Raw genomic sequence first — 17,314 nt, 5'->3', positions numbered from 1 at the left:
GCGGTGTGATTTGGAGTAAGGCGCACGAAGAGTTGACAGATCTTGCGCATCGTCTGAATTTACCAGTGACCAATACCTTGATGGGTCTTGGTACGTTCCCTGGCTCAGATCGTCAGTTCTTAGGTATGCTAGGTATGCATGGCACTTACGAAGCCAATATGAGTATGCATCATGCTGATGTAATTTTGGCTGTCGGCGCGCGTTTTGATGATCGTGTGACCAACAACGTTAAAAAATTCTGCCCTAATGCCACCATCATCCACATCGATATCGATCCAGCGTCAATTTCAAAAACGATCATGGCGCACATTCCTATCGTAGGCGATGTAAAATCTGTCTTAACGGACATGCTAGATATCGTTGGTCACGATAAGCAATTAGAGCAACACGCATTGCTAGACTGGTGGTCACAAATTAATGAATGGCGTAAGCGTCATGGCTTACGCTATGACACCAGCACAGACAATGGCATCAAACCACAGAGCGCAGTACAGGCGCTATGCAAAGTCACTGATGGCAAAGCTATTATCACTAGTGATGTTGGTCAGCATCAGATGTTTGCAGCTCTTTACTATACTTACGACGAGCCTCGCCAATGGTTGAACTCAGGCGGCCTAGGTACAATGGGTGTTGGCTTACCATATGCAATGGCTGCAAAACTTGTTAACCCTGAGCGTGATGTGGTGTGTATTACAGGTGAAGGCTCTATTCAGATGAATATCCAAGAGCTATCGACTTGCCTACAGTACAATCTACCAGTCAAGATCTTGAACCTGAATAATGCGCAGCTTGGTATGGTGAAGCAGTGGCAAGATATGCTGTATGAAGGTCGTCATGCTCAGTCTTATATGAACTCCTTACCAGATTTTGTCAAATTGGCTGAAAGTTATGGTCACGTCGGTATTAAAATCACTGATCCTGCGACCATGGAAGCACAACTGGCTGAAGCAATGGCTATAAAAGACAAACTGGTATTTATCGATGTTTATGTCGATCGTAATGAGCATGTATATCCAATGCAAATCGCTGGACAGGCCATGCGTGATATGTGGTTAACAAAAGGGGAGCGTACCTAATGCAACAACAACATCTGATTTCGGTATTGATGGAAAACGAAGCGGGTTCGTTGTCGCGTTTAGTCGGCTTGTTCTCACAACGTGGCTATAATATCGAAACATTGAACGTCGCACCTACCGATGATCCAAGTATCTCACGTCTAACGGTCACGACCATTACATCACCTGAAAGAATTGAGCAAATCACCAAACAATTGCATAAGTTGATTGAAGTGGTTAAAGTGCTTAATTTGACCGAGAATGTACACGTTGAGCGTGAATTGATGCTCATCAAAGTTCGTGCAACAGGCAGTATTCGCGAAGAAATTAAACGCAGCGCAGATATTTTCCGTGCACAAATCGTTGATGTAAATTCGAACTTATATACGATTCAAATCGTGGGCGACAAAGCCAAACTTGATGGCTTTATCGATGTGCTTGGCCGTGAGCGTATTATGGAAGTGGTTCGCTCAGGTGTCATCGGTATTGCCCGTGGTGAAAAGACACTCAGCATTTAAGTATTTATCAAAACCAATTTAATTAAAATTTATTTTTCTAATCAACAAAGCGCTTATCTTGGTCATTATATTGACTGTAGCATAAGCGCTTACTATCCATGGCAAGCCATGATTGAGAACAAGGACTCTATTTATGAACGTTTATTATGACAAAGATTGTGACCTATCAATTATCCAAGGTAAAAAAGTTGCTATTATTGGTTATGGTTCACAGGGCCATGCACATGCGCTTAACCTACAAGACTCAGACGTCGATGTAACTGTTGGTCTACGCGCCAACTCAGGTTCATGGAAAAAAGCAGAAAATGCTGGTCTAAAAGTTGCTGAAGTAGAAGACGCGGTAAAAGCAGCTGACGTCGTCATGATTTTGACCCCTGATGAGTTTCAGAAAGAGCTTTATAATGATGTGATCGAACCAAATATCAAAGAGGGCGCTACGTTAGCTTTCGCTCATGGTTTCGCTATTCATTATAACCAAGTTGTACCACGTGGTGATCTTGATGTCATCATGGTTGCTCCAAAAGCACCAGGTCATACTGTACGTTCAGAGTTTACTAAAGGCGGCGGTATCCCTGATCTTATCGCTATCTACCAAGATGCTTCTGGTCAAGCCAAACAGTTAGCATTATCGTATGCTGCTGGTGTTGGTGGTGGTCGTTCAGGTATCATCGAAACAACGTTTAAAGATGAAACTGAAACGGATCTATTCGGTGAGCAAGCCGTACTTTGTGGCGGTGCAGTAGAGCTAGTTAAAATGGGCTTTGAGACGCTAACAGAAGCGGGCTATGCACCAGAAATGGCTTATTTTGAATGTCTACATGAGCTAAAGCTTATCGTTGATTTGATGTATGAAGGCGGTATCGCTGACATGAACTACTCAATCAGTAACAACGCTGAGTACGGCGAATATGTTACTGGTCCTGAAGTCATCAACGAGCAGTCACGTGAAGCCATGCGTAATGCACTAAAACGCATTCAGTCTGGTGAATACGCGAAGATGTTCATCTCTGAAGGTGCAACCAACTATCCATCAATGACGGCGCGTCGTCGTAACAACGCAGACCATCAGATCGAAACCACTGGTGCTAAGTTACGTGGCATGATGCCATGGATCGGTGGTAACAAAATCATCGATAAAGACAAAAACTAAGGCTCATATAAATAAAAGTCTGCTTTAGAATTAAGTTGCCCGTGTTATCAGTTGATAGCACGGGTTTTTTATGCGGATTACTCCATAGGTTTTTTGAACTTTGATTTGAATAAGGATTATTGGTTGAAAATCAGTAATCACTACCCAATATAAGCAGGCATCTTAACGTTGGTCAGAGCGTCTTTACTGCCAACATTCGTCATTGTTTTCATCCATTTTTAAGTATGCGAAGCAGATAAATGCTTCATTCTCACTTTCTATAGATAATAGGTTGTATGCTGTGCAAATATCTTATCCAGACTGGCTAACGCCGCAATTCGTATATATTACTCTTAGCGCTGTGGTAGCAGTTTTAATTTGGATAGAAGGGGAGATGCTCAAACAGACTGATGGTAAACTACCTCAATCTAAATTTTTCAAAGTCAGTTCATTGTTAGATACCTTATGGTTCTTTATATCAGTAGTGGTTTTATATGTCATCGATTTGACCCCGTTAGCGATTGCGGTTCCTGCGGCGTATGGTATCTATACGACCTTTGGCTGGATATATGGCACTAAGTTATTAAAGCGCAAAGGCATTCCTGATTCTCCTAAAGATTTAGTCATTCCACCCAAATATATTGCCTACAGTCAGTCATTTTCGTTGGTATTCTTTGCGTTATGTTTACTCGTATTGAGTTCAGCATGGTTGCCAACATCACCGTTACAATAATCAGTATTTCAACCTGCTATTTTTTGTGCTGATCTGATTACTTATAGATATACCTGTAAGTCTGAAGCGTATTTAAAAACAAAAACTGTTTTATATCAATAAGATATGAAATAAGATGCTATTGATATTAGCTTAATGCAATGGTTAGTATTTATTTACAAAAATCAGCAATTTAGACTGTTACTCCTATGGAAAGCTGCTATAATCAGACTGTACTCAAAATATTTGAGGTAAAAAATCTAAGTTTTCTCTAGGATTACTTCGTATTTTTGACCGCTGCATTTAGCAGAAAATATTAGGGTATATGTCAATTAATCGGTGATGACACAAGTCTCGCCAACAGTTAAAGAGTCAGGAAAATTTATGTCAGATAAAGTTGAAGGCACTGTAAAGTGGTTTAATGAAGCTAAAGGTTTTGGTTTTATCGCTCAAGACAATGGCGGACAAGACGTATTTGCTCACTACAGCGCTATCCAAGGTAACGGTTTCAAAACTTTAGCCGAAGGCCAAAAAGTGTCTTTCATCTTAGGTGATGGCAAAAAAGGCCCACAAGCTGAGCAAATCGAAGCTATCTAATCTTATGAGTTATTGAGCTAACTGAGTTTCAGTTGGTTTGAATGCTACAAGATTATCAATTTGCATTGATTACTTTGTTTGTTAAAACAATAAAAATACTGTACCAACTTTAAAAAAAAGCAACCTCTCATCAGGTTGCTTTTTTTATGGAAATTTTTGCGTTAACGAAGTGCTATTGATTTTAAGAATTAACATCATCAAGTAATAACGAATACTGGTTTAATAGAGATGTAATAGATAAGGTTGTGTTATGAAATGGGAAAATTGGCTTTCAATTGACTGGCAACAGGTGCTTGGAATTTCTTTATCTGCAGTAGGTTTTTATGCAGGGCTCATGCTGTTTACTCGGCTAATGGGTCTGCGTAGTTTTTCTAAGTTATCAAGCTATGATTTTGCAATGACTGTTGGTATTGGTAGTATATTGGCATCGACTGTGTTGTCAGATAAGCCGTCTCTATTTCAAGGATTATTTGCTGTTGCGGTGTTATTTTTAATTCAGGGTATTATTTCAGTCATCAGGCGTAAGATAAAGCCACTAAAAGCGCTGATAGACAATCAAGCTATTATTATAATGGCTCACGGTAAATACTTAGAAGATAATCTAAAGGAAGCCAGTCTTAGCACTAGTGATGTCCAAGAAGTTCTACGTAAAAATGGCATCAAAGCGAAAACAGAAGTATTTGCGGTAATTATGGAGACGACAGGTGATATGAGTGTCATTAAGAATAATAATGTCGAACCTGATTGGTCTTTATTTGATGATATACGTGACAGTGAATTATTAATTAACTCTAGTAAGAATAGTAAATCATAGGTCTAGATGAGCTAGTTATTCTTATCTATTAACTTCAAAGAGATAAATAATAACAAAATATTAAGTAACCTCAAGGCTGAGAATGCTATAAAGGTACGAGTATTTAAGATTATTGAACCCAAAAGTTGTAGAACAAAGTGCTTATAGACTATCTATTGTAGAATGTTGACAAATTTATGACGCATTATTCACGGCGGTGTCTTGACCTTATCTGCCTGCTCACGCAAGATACATAGGTCTGATAATAACGGTTGGCTTAGCTTTAACAGATTTCATTAGTAAGAGATACAATGCTAATATGCTCTTAGATATTGGCTCAAATCTCTTAGTTAACTATATTCTGTTGATGTAGTAATAACCTTGAGCAGTATTTTGAACGACAATTTGAACCACAACGAAACTTTGGTTCTTAACTGACAAATTTTAACTCATAACATTAATAAACGAGGAACGTATGAAAGCATTAGTAGCGGTCAAGCGTGTCATTGATTATAACGTAAAAGTTCGTGTAAAAGCCGACAACACTGGCGTTGACTTATCAAACACTAAAATGTCAATCAACCCTTTTGATGAAATCGCAGTAGAAGAAGCGGTTCGTCTAAAAGAAGCTGGCGTCATTGATGAGATCATTGTTGCCTCAATCGGTCCAAAAGAGTCACAAGAGCAGATTCGCGCAGCCTTAGCGTTAGGTGCTGACCGCGGTGTATTAGTAGTAAGTGACGAAAAGCCATATCCATTACAAGTTGCTAAGATTCTAAAAAATATCGCTGAAACTGAAAGCACTGATATCATCTTGCTAGGTAAACAGGCAATCGATGATGACAATAACCAAACTGGTCAGATGCTAGCAGCATTGATGGGTATTGGTCAGGGTACGTTTGCATCAGAAGTGAAAGTTGAAGGCGACAAAGTAAACGTAACACGTGAAATCGATGGCGGTCTACAAACGGTTGCGCTTGATTTGCCAGCAGTTATCACGACTGATTTACGTTTGAATGAGCCACGTTATGCTAAATTGCCTAACATCATGAAAGCGAAGAAAAAGCCACTTGATGAAAAAATACCAGCTGATTTCGGTGTTGATATGACATCTAAGCAAGAGATTATTAAAGTTGTGCCACCTGCTGACCGTAAAGCTGGTATTACAGTAGGTTCAGTAGATGAATTGGTTGAGAAGCTAAAAAACGAAGCTAAAGTAATCTAAGACTTCGCTACGGCATATCATGTACAGAGTTACCTGTTTGGTTAGGTTGATTTAATATTCGCCATATCCGTAATTTTGTACACAGACAATCTCATGACGTGAATAGACGATACGAATAAAAAAGGATTAAAACCATGGCAATTTTGGTATATGCAGAACATGACAATGCCAGTCTAAAAAAGGCAACTTTAAACACTATCGCTGCTGCTAAACAAATGGGTGATGATATCCATGTATTGGTTGCTGGTAGTGCTGCACAAGCAGCAGCTGACGAAGCGGCAAAAGCGGAAGGCGTGACTAAAGTACTATTGGCTGACAACGCTGCTTATGAGCATCAATTGGCAGGTAACGTGGCGCTATTGGTTGCTGATATCGCTGGTGATTACAGCCATATCCTAGCGGCTGCAACCACGACTGGTAAAAACTTCATGCCACGCGTTGCGGCGTTAATTGACGTAAGTATGTTGTCTGAAATCTCAGGTGTGGTAGATGCGCAAACGTTTGAGCGTCCTATCTATGCAGGCAATGCGACAGCAACAGTGAAAACAACAGAAGACAAAGTTGTACTAACCGTACGTACCACTGCGTTTGACTCAGTGGCAAGCGAAGGCGGTTCAGCTACTGTCGAAACTATTGACAACGTACAAGAAACTGGTAAGGCTAGCTTCGTTAACGAAGAAATGGCTAAGTCAGATCGTCCAGAGCTGACGTCAGCTGGTATCGTTGTTTCTGGTGGTCGTGCATTGGCCAACGGTGAAAACTTCACTAAATACATTGAGCCATTAGCTGATAAGCTAGGCGCTGCTGTTGGTGCATCACGTGCTGCTGTCGATGCAGGATACGTACCAAACGATATGCAAGTCGGTCAAACAGGTAAAATCGTTGCACCACAGCTATATATCGCAGCTGGTATCTCAGGCGCGATTCAGCACTTGGCTGGTATGAAAGATTCTAAAGTCATCGTTGCTATCAACAATGACCCAGAAGCACCTATCGCTAGCGTTGCTGATTACTTCTTAGAAGCGGATCTATTCGAAGCACTGCCTGAGCTAACTAGCAAGGTTTAATGTATAGTCAAAGAACTACTAAACCGCTACGGTGTTACCCTTCTTAGATGTACTACTTGTACAATCTGCAGTCGGCTGCCTTGTATCTGTTTTAGATTTCTTTGACCATTATTAGTAGTAGACGTATAACAAAAAACCCACTATCGCTTGATAGTGGTTTTTTTATGCTTAATAGATATTGTTTTAATAGCAGTTATAAATCGACCCTAAGAGTATTGTCTTTGACGTAAGGTCTCATACAGACATAAAGACCCTGCAATCGCTACATTTAAGCTCTCTTGACCATTCGGCTGCGGTAAGGCTATCGGTGTGGCACATTGCATTAGATCATCGCTGACGCCTTGGCCCTCATGACCCATAACCCAAGCCACGGGCGCAGATAAATCGTGATCGTAAATGATAGTATCTGTGTGTGAGCTGGTAGCTAGCAGTGGTACTTGTACTTGATCTAGAATATCTTGCGTACTCAAGCCTTCATAGATAGTCAGGGCAAACTGTGCACCCATACCTGCTCGTAGCGTCTTGGGTGACCAAGCTTGCGCGGTAGCACTGGTACATAAGATGTTGCGGATACCGACGGCTGCTGCTGTACGTAGTAGCGTACCAACGTTTCCACTGTCCTGCACGTCATTCAAGATTAAGCAGTCTTCATCGATCATCGCCAGACTAGGCGTTGGTACTTTAATCACTGCCATGATATCGATGCCGGTACCCAAGCTGCGGATACTCTCATAAAGTGAGTCTGACAAAGTAAGAATAGGTGTATAAGTCGGCAGACGAGTGAGTACCTGTTGAACTTCAGGGTGACTACGCGCTGATTCGGACAGTAGTATCTGGGCGAAAGGGTAGTCACTGCGTAGTGCAGCATCTATCAAATGGACGCCTTCTATGACTGTCTGACCGTTCTTTTTACGTTGTCGTGCTTGTGAAAGTAGTGCTTTTACAAGCTTCACGGTTGTGTTTTTATCTGAGGTAATCAGCTCGGTGGGATTTAATACCATAGTGGACCGCTTAGAGAAGGATAAAAGAAACGTTTAGATAATCAGCAAAATACCTATTATGGATTTAGCATTCTGCTGATTGTGCTTAACAGGCGCGTAAATCAATTATTTTTCAGAATAATTTACGTGTAAGTCTTTCACGTAATCAACTTCGTTTTTGCTACCGAGTACCACAGGAACACGCTGATGGATATCAGTCGGTTCGATATCTAGGATACGATTGACAGCGTCTGTCGCACCGCCACCTGCGCGTTCAATCAATAGGCTCATTGGGTTGGCTTCATACATTAAGCGCAGTTTACCCGCTTTATGAGCGTATTTGGTATCAAACGGGTAGGTGAATAAACCACCACGGCATAAGATACGATGCACATCACCTACCATAGCAGCGACCCAGCGCGTATTAAAATCGCGTCCACGTACGCCAGTTTCACCAGCGATTAGTTCGTCAATGTACTGCTGCATAGGCGCGCGCCAATAGCGATAGTTTGAGCTATTGATAGCATACTCGCTCGTATCGGCATCGATTTGAACATTGCCTTCTATCAGCACATAGTCAGAAGTATCTGGATCTAGGCTGAACATCACAACTTTATCAGCGATAGTCAATGCTAGGACAGTAGAGGTACCATATAGCAGATAACCTGCTGCTAGCTGTTTATAGCCTGCCTGTAGGTAGTCGCTGTTTTCACTGGTTTGACCTTGACGCTCATACGGTAAAACAGAAAAAATTGTACCCACTGCCATATTGATATCAATATTTGATGAGCCATCTAATGGGTCAAATAATACCAGTAGGCTACCATCATCATTAGCAGGAGTCGCGTCATCAAGTTCTTCTGAAGCAACACCAGCGCAATGTGTGTTTTTTGCCAATGCATCTAGCAGTAAGTCATTGGCCAGTACATCAAGTTTCTTCTGATCTTCGCCTTGAACGTTTTGGTTACCGGCTTCGCCCAAAATATCTGCTAACGCCCCTTTTCTGAGCAATTGTGAAATCGTCTTACCGACATCAGTGACAGTGGTAATTACGTCGTTGAGTGCAGGGTTAGTGGCATGTTGGTTTAAATAGTCTGCTAAGGTCGTCATAAAGCTTCCTAATAAATGGTATGGAAATAAAAGAACGGATAGATGTCAAAGTAAAGGAGTAGGTGGCATTCAGCACACCTAAAATAGGTAAATTCTCAAATAGCTAATACGGTATCTTTGTCCCGACCACAAAATCGGCTACACTATATCTATTGTTATTCATTTATAGTTTTGTCAGAATTATTCTCTATGAGAGTACAGCATGTCTATTCACGCTTTCTGATTGTCTGCTGAGGCTATTTTTCGGTCGAATTTTATTACGGTAAATTGTAGCAAATAAGCGTCAAAATGTCCTTTGTATCTATGCCTATCAGTGATAAATGATCGAACAAAGATGAATAAGTGATTACTATAGACTCATATAAACCCACAATAAAGACTCGCCATTATGTCAAATTCTATCGATAGTAGCGCTACACAACCAGTCTCACCGACTGATTATGCAAAATTTGATCCCAATACGATTCATCAAAGGCTCAATACGTCACTGAGTCGTCCGCAGCTCAACACCGATGGCGGTATCAGGCATTTCTTAGGTGTTGAAGGTCTCAATAAAGCACAGCTCAAAGCTATTATCGCAAAAGCAGAGACTTTTTTTGATGAAAATGGACAGCTAATCAATCGTCCTGAGTTGGATGGCTATACAGTGATGAATCTGTTTTTTGAGCCATCGACTCGTACGCGGACGACATTTGAAGTGGCGGAAAAACGCTTGGGTGCCAATGTACTAAATATTGATATCGAACGCTCTAGCACCAAAAAAGGAGAGAGTCTACGCGATACGCTGTGGAATCTACAGGCGATGACCGCGGATATTTTTGTGGTTCGACATTCAGCATCGGGTGCCGCGCATTTTATGTCAACAGAAGTCACGCCTGATATTGCTATCATTAACGGCGGTGATGGTTGGCATGCGCATCCTACTCAAGGAATGCTCGATATGCTGACCATCCACCGTGAGGCACCGCGCCCATTTGAGGAACTGTCTGTTGCAATCGTTGGTGATATCAAGCATTCACGTGTGGCACGTTCTGATATCAGTGCACTGCAAACATTAGGTGTGACAGACATACGTGTTTGTGCGCCGCGTACTCTACTGCCTAAAGGTATCGAGCGTTTTGGCGTAAAAGTATATGAAAACATGAACGAATGTGTCACTGACTGTGATGTCATCATGGGACTAAGAATACAAAACGAGCGTATCGGTTCGCCGCTATTGGCATCATCAAGTGAATACTATAAGCATTATGGGATTACGCCAGAGCGAGTAGCACTTGCCAAGCCTGATGCATTGGTGATGCACCCAGGGCCAATGAACCGAGGTGTTGAGATTGCCTCTAGTGTGGCTGATGGCGCACAGTCCGTTATTTTAAAGCAGGTAAATAACGGTATTGCCATTCGAATGGCGGTCTTATCGCTTGCGATGGAAGGTCAGCGTGCTCATCAAGCGGCTGGCAAGTAACCGTCTACCGCGCGACTTATTCTCATTTATTTCATTTATTGATACGGTAATAACGTTATGTCTACCATGCTTAATACTGATGCACCTATTCTTGACCATTTACCAAAAGCATTTAAAGATGCATTACCGCAAGCTGCAACAGAAAAACTGTCTACACTCGATTCTGGCCGTGATATGTGGTTACTACCACCACTAGTAGATCTATGCGCGCGCTTGCGTGAGCCGGGCCAACAGCAACATGGTACGCTAAAATCAGAAGGCAGCGCTGCCCGTGGTAATGGATTCTTGCATGTGGTCACACCGCCTGATACCAATCCTATTTTAGAAAATGGCTCACTCTTAAAAGGTTTGCGCGAGCGCGCCTTGAGTGACGGCGGTATTTACTTACATATCTTGGGTGCGTTGACCACAGGACTAGAAGGCGAACGACCGTCTAATATCGCAGGGCTCAAAAAGGGCGGCTGTATTGCGGTATCCAATGCGCGTAGACCTTTTCGCAATGACTTAGTATTGCTACGCACACTAGAGTATGCGGCAACCTTTGGTATGAAAGTATTCTTTTATCCTAATGAGCCAAGTCTATCTGGAGATGGCGTAGCACATGAGGGCTATATCGCCTCTTACCATGGTCTGCAAGGGATTCCTTGGATTGCGGAAACTGTTGCCTTGTCTACGCAGCTATTGATGGTTGAAGAGACTGGAATCGCCGCTCATTTTAGTCAGCTATCCTGTAAGTCTTCCATTGAGCTCATGCGCTGGGCAAAAGACAAAGGCCTGCCTGTTACGTGTGACGTTGCGATGCATCAGCTTTACTTAACCGATGACAATCTTGAGGGCTTTAATGCTCAGGCGTATGTGTTACCACCGCTACGTAGTAATACTGACCAGCAGGCAATCCGTCGTGGATTAAAAGATGGCACTATCGATGCCATCTGTAGTCATCACGAGCCACTAAATAGTACGGCTAAAAAAGCACCGTTTGCTGAGAGTACACCCGGCATTTCAAACTTTGATACCTTTATGGCGCTGGCGTGTCAGCTAGTACATGATGAGGTACTAACTTTGGAGCAACTCGTTGATAAAATCTGCCTGAATCCTGCAAAAATCGCTGGTATTAGTGAGCAGTACGAAGCGATAGGCGGTGCAGTATTAGTCGACCCTAACCTTGAGTGGCAAGTAACCGCGAAATCTATGCTATCGAGCGGTAAAAACACGCCATTTTTCAATCAGAAGTTGCAAGGACGTGTTGTGGAGACATTTTTTGGCTAATTTGCCCCGACAGGATGACCGTCTGCCGCCATCTTCGAAGGATAAAGGGGTTGCCATGAATGGTCAGCAAGAAAAATCGCGCAGTACGGCGAGTGAGTCTATTAAGGCGGTGGCTATTTATGAGGCAGTCAAAGGTGTTGGCGCGTTACTAGGAGCAGGGGCGTTATGGTGGTGGCATACCAATCTTGAGCATTGGCTGACGACGGTCACGGTTACTTGGCAGCGCAGTTTCGGTCATCTGCTTGGCCCGCAAATCGACAGTGCAGTACGTATTGCTCAGCAGGCAAGTAAAAACTGGCCGATGTTTTTGTTATTGATATTTGCTTACGCCAGTTTGCGCTTCCTAGAAGCGTATGGCTTATGGCATGACAAAACATGGGCATATTGGTTTGGGGTATTAGGTTATGGGATATTTATTCCTATAGAAATCTATTATCTGATCGTTAGCCCATTTGACTGGTTTAAGCTTGGAATATTGGTCTCTAATCTGCTCATTGTTATCGTAGTTTATCGCAATATGAAACGTAAAGGTTTGATATAGCGTTTAAATTAAATCAAAAAAGCCAGCATAAGATAATTATCTTATGCTGGCTTTTTTATACCCACTATATTTGCGCTTTACACATCTACTGTCTTTTCATCGGTACGAATGCTTTTAGCGACTTTCCCAACGCTCAGACCTTGTACCAAGATAGAGAAAATCACCACTGCATAAGTGAGTGCCAATAAAATCTCGCGTTCAGCCCCGATTGGTAGCTGCAATACTAACGCGACTGATATACCACCTCGTAAGCCGCCCCATGTCAGAACTTTCCATGCGCCCGTGGGCAAGTCAAGCTGACGGTGAAAGCTCTTGGTTGTCATACCAACAACGATAAAACGTGCAGCGAGCGCAATAAAAATCGTCAAACCACTTGCGATAAATAAGTTGCCGGAATAAGCAATCATCACCACTTCTAGACCGATAAGCACAAACAAAATCGCGTTTAAAATCTCATCGATTAATTCCCAAAACAAATCAATATAGTGACGTGTCTTATCACTCATCGCCAGCTCGCGACCACGATTACCAACCATCAGCCCCATCATCACCATGGCTAGTGGCCCTGATAAATGCCAATGACTGGCCAGCGCGTAGCCTCCGATAACGCCTGCTAATGTCAATAACACCTCTTCTTGATAGCTATCAATACTCTTGAGCAAGTAATATAAAATTGCACCAAGTACCAGTCCGAATACCACGCCGCCGCCAGCTTCGACTGCCAATGTATGTGCGACGTAGTTGGCAGTAGGGATATCGCCACTAGATAAAATCCCTAGTAATAAAACGAAGATGACTACGCCGATACCATCATTGAACAATGACTCGCCAGCGATGACAGTCTCGATACTTTTTGGCGCACCTGCTGATGACAGGATACCCATGACGGCAATAGGATCGGTAGGGGAAATAAGCGCCCCAAACAATAGACACCACAGAAATGGTAGGTCAAACCCGAACAATGGCAGCATAAAATAAATCGCGGTCGCGATGAGCATCGCTGAGATGATCGTACCAAGCCCAGCAAGAATGCCAATAGGTAACTTATATCGTCTTAAATCACCAATATTGACGTGTAAGGCGCCTGCGAATAGCAACATCGACAGCATGCCGTCTAATAATACTTCGGTAAAATCAAGCTGCTCCAATAAGCTGACTTCGTAATCAATCAGCTGATCAAATCCTAAAAAACCCAGAAATATCGCACCGATTGACAATAGAATAGAGATGACCATGACACCAATAGTGGTCGGTAAACCAATAAAGCGGTGATTAATATAAGTTAATGAAGCAGTGATCGATAAGAATATGGCGCTGATTTCTAGTATGGTGAGGCTGGTTGCAGATGCCATAAGGAGTAGATCTCATATAAATATAAAAATTATCCAAAGCGCGTGGCCTATAGGGACGTTATAAGTGTTTTTAGCTACAGGTATTGTGATGATAATTAATGTGTTTACAAGGGCTGATATGGCCATCTATTTAAACGATTAATTGGTCATATTATTAACTAGACTGTGTCTGTAACGCTTGACGAATATCTGCTTCAAACTCACTGACATAATTAAAGTGCTTGTGCTGTGCATCATTATCAAGGATGAACTGCTTGGCTTGTTCGCACATAGCAATTAAATCATCGACCAACTCTTGATAATTTAAATTCTCTTCTCCAGCTCGCTGAATCAGATGTAATTCATGTAATAGCGTTTGCTGCTGCGCGCTGTTTACCCGTGCATAATCCAAATTGACCATTGCCTGACATAATGCCTTTAAAACCATCAAGTCAGTCGCTGCATAACGACGTATCTCACCGAGCGATATATTGATAAAATCAGAGATTTTGGGGGCATGAGTGACCAGTGCCAGTATTACCAGTCGTTTTTGCTTAACAGAGGTTTCAGAAGCATTGTCGGTGTCTGACTGCGGTATATGAAAATGATAAGGACTTGGCGGCTGGCGACGCATCATGATACTCAGACAGCTGGTTAGAGACTGAACGCAATTGACCGCAGTCTTTGGATCATTGATACCGGGGGATAATGCACGCACAGCAATTTCTGTCATCTGTCCTAAGCTATAGGCAATATCGTTAGAGTGCGCCAATCGTTGCTCAAGTCGCAGACAACCTGCAAGCCGTTGCCAAAACAGTCCGTCAGGCGCTCGCGGTATCACAGCAAGATGCGGGGTTGCTGTTCTTTGTTGGTTATTTGGATGAGACGCAGGTCGCTGATAGAAATAACCAATGATATTTCTGTCAGTAATGTAATTACCAATATTGACATGCATCTGTACCACGCCGCCGTACTCTTGTGACAAGGCAATCAATGACTCAAGATAAATCTGTTGTAGATAACCAGTTTGAGGTGAGTAGATAGGCATGGCAGGCCAGTTTTGGAACTGCTCGATATCATGGTGCTCAGCATCGCGTTGATGTTGGATATCGCACCTATCGTTGTACCAGTAATGAATGTTTGCAAGCGCATCGTTGCTAGCGTTTTGAATGACGTGTGACGCTTGAATGGCATGAACCATATGCTGCACAAAATAAACTAAAAGTAGGGCACAGACAATCGCCATGATAATGGCAAAAGTCACTGCTAACTGGGGTACACCAAAAGCCACATCAGATTTATGGATAGACTTCAACACCAGTAAGCTATAGCTAAAGGTACCGATAAAAGCGCCAAGGACAAACTGATTTGGGGTGTCAGTCAAAAAATTACGTAGCAGTCTTGGACCAAACTGTGAGGATGCCATCGATAGTACTGCGATCGTAATCGAAAACGTCGTACCTGCCACGCCCAATACGGCACCAGCAATAGCGGTCATAATAGCGCGTGCAGCTTCATCATCACCAGTGAAAGCAAAGGAGATCTCTTTTACCGTTTCACGATCGAAATTTTGGTCAATAGTGACTAATAAAGGGGCAAGTAAAATACCGACAATAACGCAAGCTGTCGGGATAAACCAGTAGGTACCGATAAGCCATTGCCAAAAATTATTTAAGCGATCAGGGAAGTCGGTTAGCGTTTGTATCGACCACAACTTTGTGAACTGCTTAAGCCTAGTTTGACTTGCATTGATAGTACGTGTCCAGACACTGTCTCCATTATCTTTGTTCACTGTGATTAGCCTTAGGGTTATCTGCTTCTGTAATAATAGCGTTTTTATGCGAATGTCTGGTCGTATCTGTCTCGCTATGACTATCACTTGTCCCTAGAGGTATGAGGGCTTCATTGTCGTGATCATCATATTCAATATCACTGTCTTTATCATAAGCCATAGGTTCAAGATGCGGTGAAGATTCGAGGTTTGCGTTATTACTGTTATAGATACTTGCACCATGTCCATCTAGCTTATCATGTCGTGATACATTTTCAGTTGCGTCAGAGGTTTTTCTAAATAACTTACCATCATCGTCATGTTTACTGATAGATTGTTTACGAGGTTCGCTATTAGCAAAGATAGTATTCAGTGGCAAGTGTAATTGCTGTTTGGCATACGCTTCGGTGTTTTCAAAACGTTTTACCAGCAAACTCAGCCAAGGTTTCTGACCTTCTAATTTCATTTCATCCAACTCGTCCTTGATAGGAAGCGGATAGGGCAAGGTGCGATAGAAGTCCCACAATGTCATCCGACTCAAGTCTCTTTTGAGTACATAGTCATCATCATCTGTCATGGTGATAAGATTACAGTCTTGCAGGTAATTGATATAGGTATACCATTTTGGCAGCTCTTTACGTCCTAAGACATTACGCAGGGCTTGCTCGCTAACGGCTTCACCTTTTAAATGGTGGGTATAGACTAAGTTCAACATATCTATCAAACTGAGTAATGGGTGACGAGGATAAACCTCTTCTGTCTCAAAAATCGTCAAGGTGTAACTAATTTCAACGCCCAATAAAATCAAATTCCACGACAAATAAATCCATAGTAAAAAAATAGGCAGTGCAGCAAAGGCACCGTAAATCGCTTCGTAGCTGGTAAAGTTAGTCATCACTGTACCAAACAGGTGCTTCATTAATTCGAAAATAATAGCCACGAACACGCCAGCGATGGCTGCATTTTTTGCTGGTACGCGTGCCTTTGGAATAAACCAATACATACCGATAAAGCCTGCCGTCGTAATACCAATCGACACCATTTGTACCCAAAAGCTCCAGTCGATACCGTAACCTGCAATTTGGCGGTTAAGAAAACTCAGACTCTGTACGGCACTTGATGCGATAAAAGCTGTACCCAGTACTAATGGCCCTAAGGTAACGATAGTCCAATAGCGCAGCATACTTTTGATACCGCCAGAGCGATCTTCCACCCGCCAGATTTGGTTAAACGCACGCTCGATAGTGGTCAATGTCATGATAGTCGTCAAGAATAAAATCATGGCACCAATAATGGTTAGGTTAGATGATTTTTCGGCAAAGTTATTAATGTACTCACTAACTTGCATGCTCGATTGAGGCAATAGATTGCTATAAATGACGTCATAAATCTGAGCTCTGACTGACGCGAGTGCTGGTACGGACGACAAAATCATCAGTAATACCGTCAATACAGGCACAATTGACAGCATGGTGGTATATGTCAGTGAAGCCGCTTTTTGTTGGCAGTTATCTTCAAAAAAGTGCCGAATTAAAAACCGTAAGAACTGAAACCAACGCTGTTGTAAAAACGGGAATTTTTGAGATAATTTTTCCATGTCGACCATTAAGCAAAAGTAAGAGTGACAATAGTGTAACAAAGATGAGTAGTTATCATCTGCGGTTTAATTGTGTCTACATGCACTATATATTGCATCAGATACAATATAAGTCAGGTTATCAATCATGGTTATTTGCATGACAGTGAATGACTCG

General features: G+C 42.2%; 16 protein-coding genes. 11 read left to right on the top strand and 5 right to left on the bottom strand.

Features of this window, described 5'->3' with window-relative positions:
* The 8 genes from ACT3QR_RS13110 to ACT3QR_RS13075 all read left to right on the top strand — a co-directional run.
* The coding region (locus tag ACT3QR_RS13110) for a thiamine pyrophosphate-dependent enzyme (protein WP_444521771.1) at positions 1-1,076 on the top strand (1,076 nt) is incomplete at its 5' end.
* Positions 1,076-1,573 (top strand): acetolactate synthase small subunit, encoded by a 498-nt coding sequence (gene ilvN / locus ACT3QR_RS13105; RefSeq protein ID WP_444521770.1) that lies wholly within the window; start codon positions 1,076-1,078, stop codon positions 1,571-1,573. The genes ACT3QR_RS13110 and ilvN, both read left to right, overlap by 1 nt.
* Positions 1,574-1,706: 133 nt before the next feature.
* Entirely contained in the window at positions 1,707-2,723 is a 1,017-nt protein-coding gene (gene ilvC, locus ACT3QR_RS13100; protein WP_444521769.1) for a ketol-acid reductoisomerase, read from the top strand.
* Between the two features lie 280 nt (positions 2,724-3,003).
* Positions 3,004-3,435 (top strand): hypothetical protein, encoded by a 432-nt coding sequence (locus ACT3QR_RS13095; RefSeq protein WP_444521768.1) that lies wholly within the window; start codon positions 3,004-3,006, stop codon positions 3,433-3,435.
* A 363-nt stretch (positions 3,436-3,798) separates the two neighbouring features.
* Complete coding sequence (locus tag ACT3QR_RS13090) at positions 3,799-4,011, top strand: cold-shock protein (RefSeq protein WP_057758834.1); 213 nt, start codon at positions 3,799-3,801, stop codon at positions 4,009-4,011.
* 250 nt (positions 4,012-4,261) lie between these two features.
* Positions 4,262-4,825 (top strand): DUF421 domain-containing protein, encoded by a 564-nt coding sequence (locus tag ACT3QR_RS13085; protein WP_444521767.1) that lies wholly within the window; start codon positions 4,262-4,264, stop codon positions 4,823-4,825.
* A gap of 454 nt (positions 4,826-5,279) precedes the next feature.
* The gene (locus ACT3QR_RS13080) at positions 5,280-6,029 is read left to right on the top strand and encodes an electron transfer flavoprotein subunit beta/FixA family protein (RefSeq protein ID WP_444521766.1); all 750 of its coding nucleotides are present in this window, start codon (positions 5,280-5,282) and stop codon (positions 6,027-6,029) included.
* 134 nt (positions 6,030-6,163) lie between these two features.
* Positions 6,164-7,096 (top strand): FAD-binding protein, encoded by a 933-nt coding sequence (locus ACT3QR_RS13075; RefSeq protein ID WP_444521765.1) that lies wholly within the window; start codon positions 6,164-6,166, stop codon positions 7,094-7,096.
* A 206-nt stretch (positions 7,097-7,302) separates the two neighbouring features.
* Here the strand turns inward: ACT3QR_RS13075 and ACT3QR_RS13070 are convergent, their stop codons facing one another.
* Positions 7,303-8,097, bottom strand: a complete 795-nt coding sequence (locus ACT3QR_RS13070; RefSeq protein ID WP_444521764.1) for a TrmH family RNA methyltransferase — start codon at positions 8,095-8,097, stop codon at positions 7,303-7,305.
* 105 nt (positions 8,098-8,202) lie between these two features.
* Positions 8,203-9,186, bottom strand: a complete 984-nt coding sequence (locus tag ACT3QR_RS13065; RefSeq protein ID WP_444521763.1) for a class 1 fructose-bisphosphatase — start codon at positions 9,184-9,186, stop codon at positions 8,203-8,205.
* 388 nt (positions 9,187-9,574) lie between these two features.
* Here ACT3QR_RS13065 and ACT3QR_RS13060 point away from each other — a divergent pair, with 388 nt between their 5' ends.
* Genes ACT3QR_RS13060 through ACT3QR_RS13050 form a run of 3 tightly spaced genes read left to right on the top strand, consistent with a single transcriptional unit; the run spans position 9,575 to position 12,458 of the window.
* Positions 9,575-10,648, top strand: a complete 1,074-nt coding sequence (locus tag ACT3QR_RS13060; protein ID WP_444521762.1) for an aspartate carbamoyltransferase catalytic subunit — start codon at positions 9,575-9,577, stop codon at positions 10,646-10,648.
* A 57-nt stretch (positions 10,649-10,705) separates the two neighbouring features.
* Positions 10,706-11,917: a dihydroorotase gene (locus ACT3QR_RS13055; RefSeq protein WP_444521761.1), complete on the top strand. Its 1,212-nt coding sequence runs from the start codon at positions 10,706-10,708 to the stop codon at positions 11,915-11,917.
* On the top strand, positions 11,910-12,458 hold the full coding sequence (locus ACT3QR_RS13050; RefSeq protein ID WP_444521760.1) for a DUF2127 domain-containing protein: 549 nt from the start codon (positions 11,910-11,912) through the stop codon (positions 12,456-12,458). Before ACT3QR_RS13055 ends, ACT3QR_RS13050 begins: the two co-directional genes overlap by 8 nt.
* A 77-nt stretch (positions 12,459-12,535) precedes the next feature.
* On the opposite strand, the gene ACT3QR_RS13045 is transcribed toward ACT3QR_RS13050, so the two are convergent.
* From ACT3QR_RS13045 to ACT3QR_RS13035, 3 genes are all read right to left on the bottom strand, one after another.
* Positions 12,536-13,810: a cation:proton antiporter gene (locus ACT3QR_RS13045; RefSeq protein ID WP_444521759.1), complete on the bottom strand. Its 1,275-nt coding sequence runs from the start codon at positions 13,808-13,810 to the stop codon at positions 12,536-12,538.
* Positions 13,811-13,964: 154 nt separating this feature from the next.
* On the bottom strand, positions 13,965-15,581 hold the full coding sequence (locus ACT3QR_RS13040) for a DUF2254 domain-containing protein (RefSeq protein ID WP_444521758.1): 1,617 nt from the start codon (positions 15,579-15,581) through the stop codon (positions 13,965-13,967).
* On the bottom strand, positions 15,568-17,157 hold the full coding sequence (locus ACT3QR_RS13035) for a YihY family inner membrane protein (protein WP_444521757.1): 1,590 nt from the start codon (positions 17,155-17,157) through the stop codon (positions 15,568-15,570). Before ACT3QR_RS13035 ends, ACT3QR_RS13040 begins: the two co-directional genes overlap by 14 nt.
* Between the last annotated feature and the right edge of the window lie 157 nt (positions 17,158-17,314).

Origin of the sequence: Psychrobacter sp. AOP7-B1-25 (assembly GCF_052376195.1) — a bacterium.
Taxonomy (GTDB): domain Bacteria; phylum Pseudomonadota; class Gammaproteobacteria; order Pseudomonadales; family Moraxellaceae; genus Psychrobacter.
Note: the sequence above shows the minus strand (reverse complement) of the source record. Positions and strands in the feature narration are given on the sequence as shown.

What these genes read in the sequence shown, in the direction of transcription:
- ilvN (WP_444521770.1), top strand. Translation starts at nt 1,076, where the DNA reads ATGCAACAACAACATCTGATTTCGGTATTGATGGAAAACGAAGCGGGT.
- ilvC (WP_444521769.1), top strand. Translation starts at nt 1,707, where the DNA reads ATGAACGTTTATTATGACAAAGATTGTGACCTATCAATTATCCAAGGT.
- ACT3QR_RS13090 (WP_057758834.1), top strand. Translation starts at nt 3,799, where the DNA reads ATGTCAGATAAAGTTGAAGGCACTGTAAAGTGGTTTAATGAAGCTAAA.
- ACT3QR_RS13085 (WP_444521767.1), top strand. Translation starts at nt 4,262, where the DNA reads ATGAAATGGGAAAATTGGCTTTCAATTGACTGGCAACAGGTGCTTGGA.
- ACT3QR_RS13080 (WP_444521766.1), top strand. Translation starts at nt 5,280, where the DNA reads ATGAAAGCATTAGTAGCGGTCAAGCGTGTCATTGATTATAACGTAAAA.
- ACT3QR_RS13075 (WP_444521765.1), top strand. Translation starts at nt 6,164, where the DNA reads ATGGCAATTTTGGTATATGCAGAACATGACAATGCCAGTCTAAAAAAG.
- ACT3QR_RS13070 (WP_444521764.1), bottom strand. Translation starts at nt 8,097, where the DNA reads ATGGTATTAAATCCCACCGAGCTGATTACCTCAGATAAAAACACAACC.
- ACT3QR_RS13065 (WP_444521763.1), bottom strand. Translation starts at nt 9,186, where the DNA reads ATGACGACCTTAGCAGACTATTTAAACCAACATGCCACTAACCCTGCA.
- ACT3QR_RS13060 (WP_444521762.1), top strand. Translation starts at nt 9,575, where the DNA reads ATGTCAAATTCTATCGATAGTAGCGCTACACAACCAGTCTCACCGACT.
- ACT3QR_RS13055 (WP_444521761.1), top strand. Translation starts at nt 10,706, where the DNA reads ATGTCTACCATGCTTAATACTGATGCACCTATTCTTGACCATTTACCA.
- ACT3QR_RS13045 (WP_444521759.1), bottom strand. Translation starts at nt 13,810, where the DNA reads ATGGCATCTGCAACCAGCCTCACCATACTAGAAATCAGCGCCATATTC.
- ACT3QR_RS13035 (WP_444521757.1), bottom strand. Translation starts at nt 17,157, where the DNA reads ATGGAAAAATTATCTCAAAAATTCCCGTTTTTACAACAGCGTTGGTTT.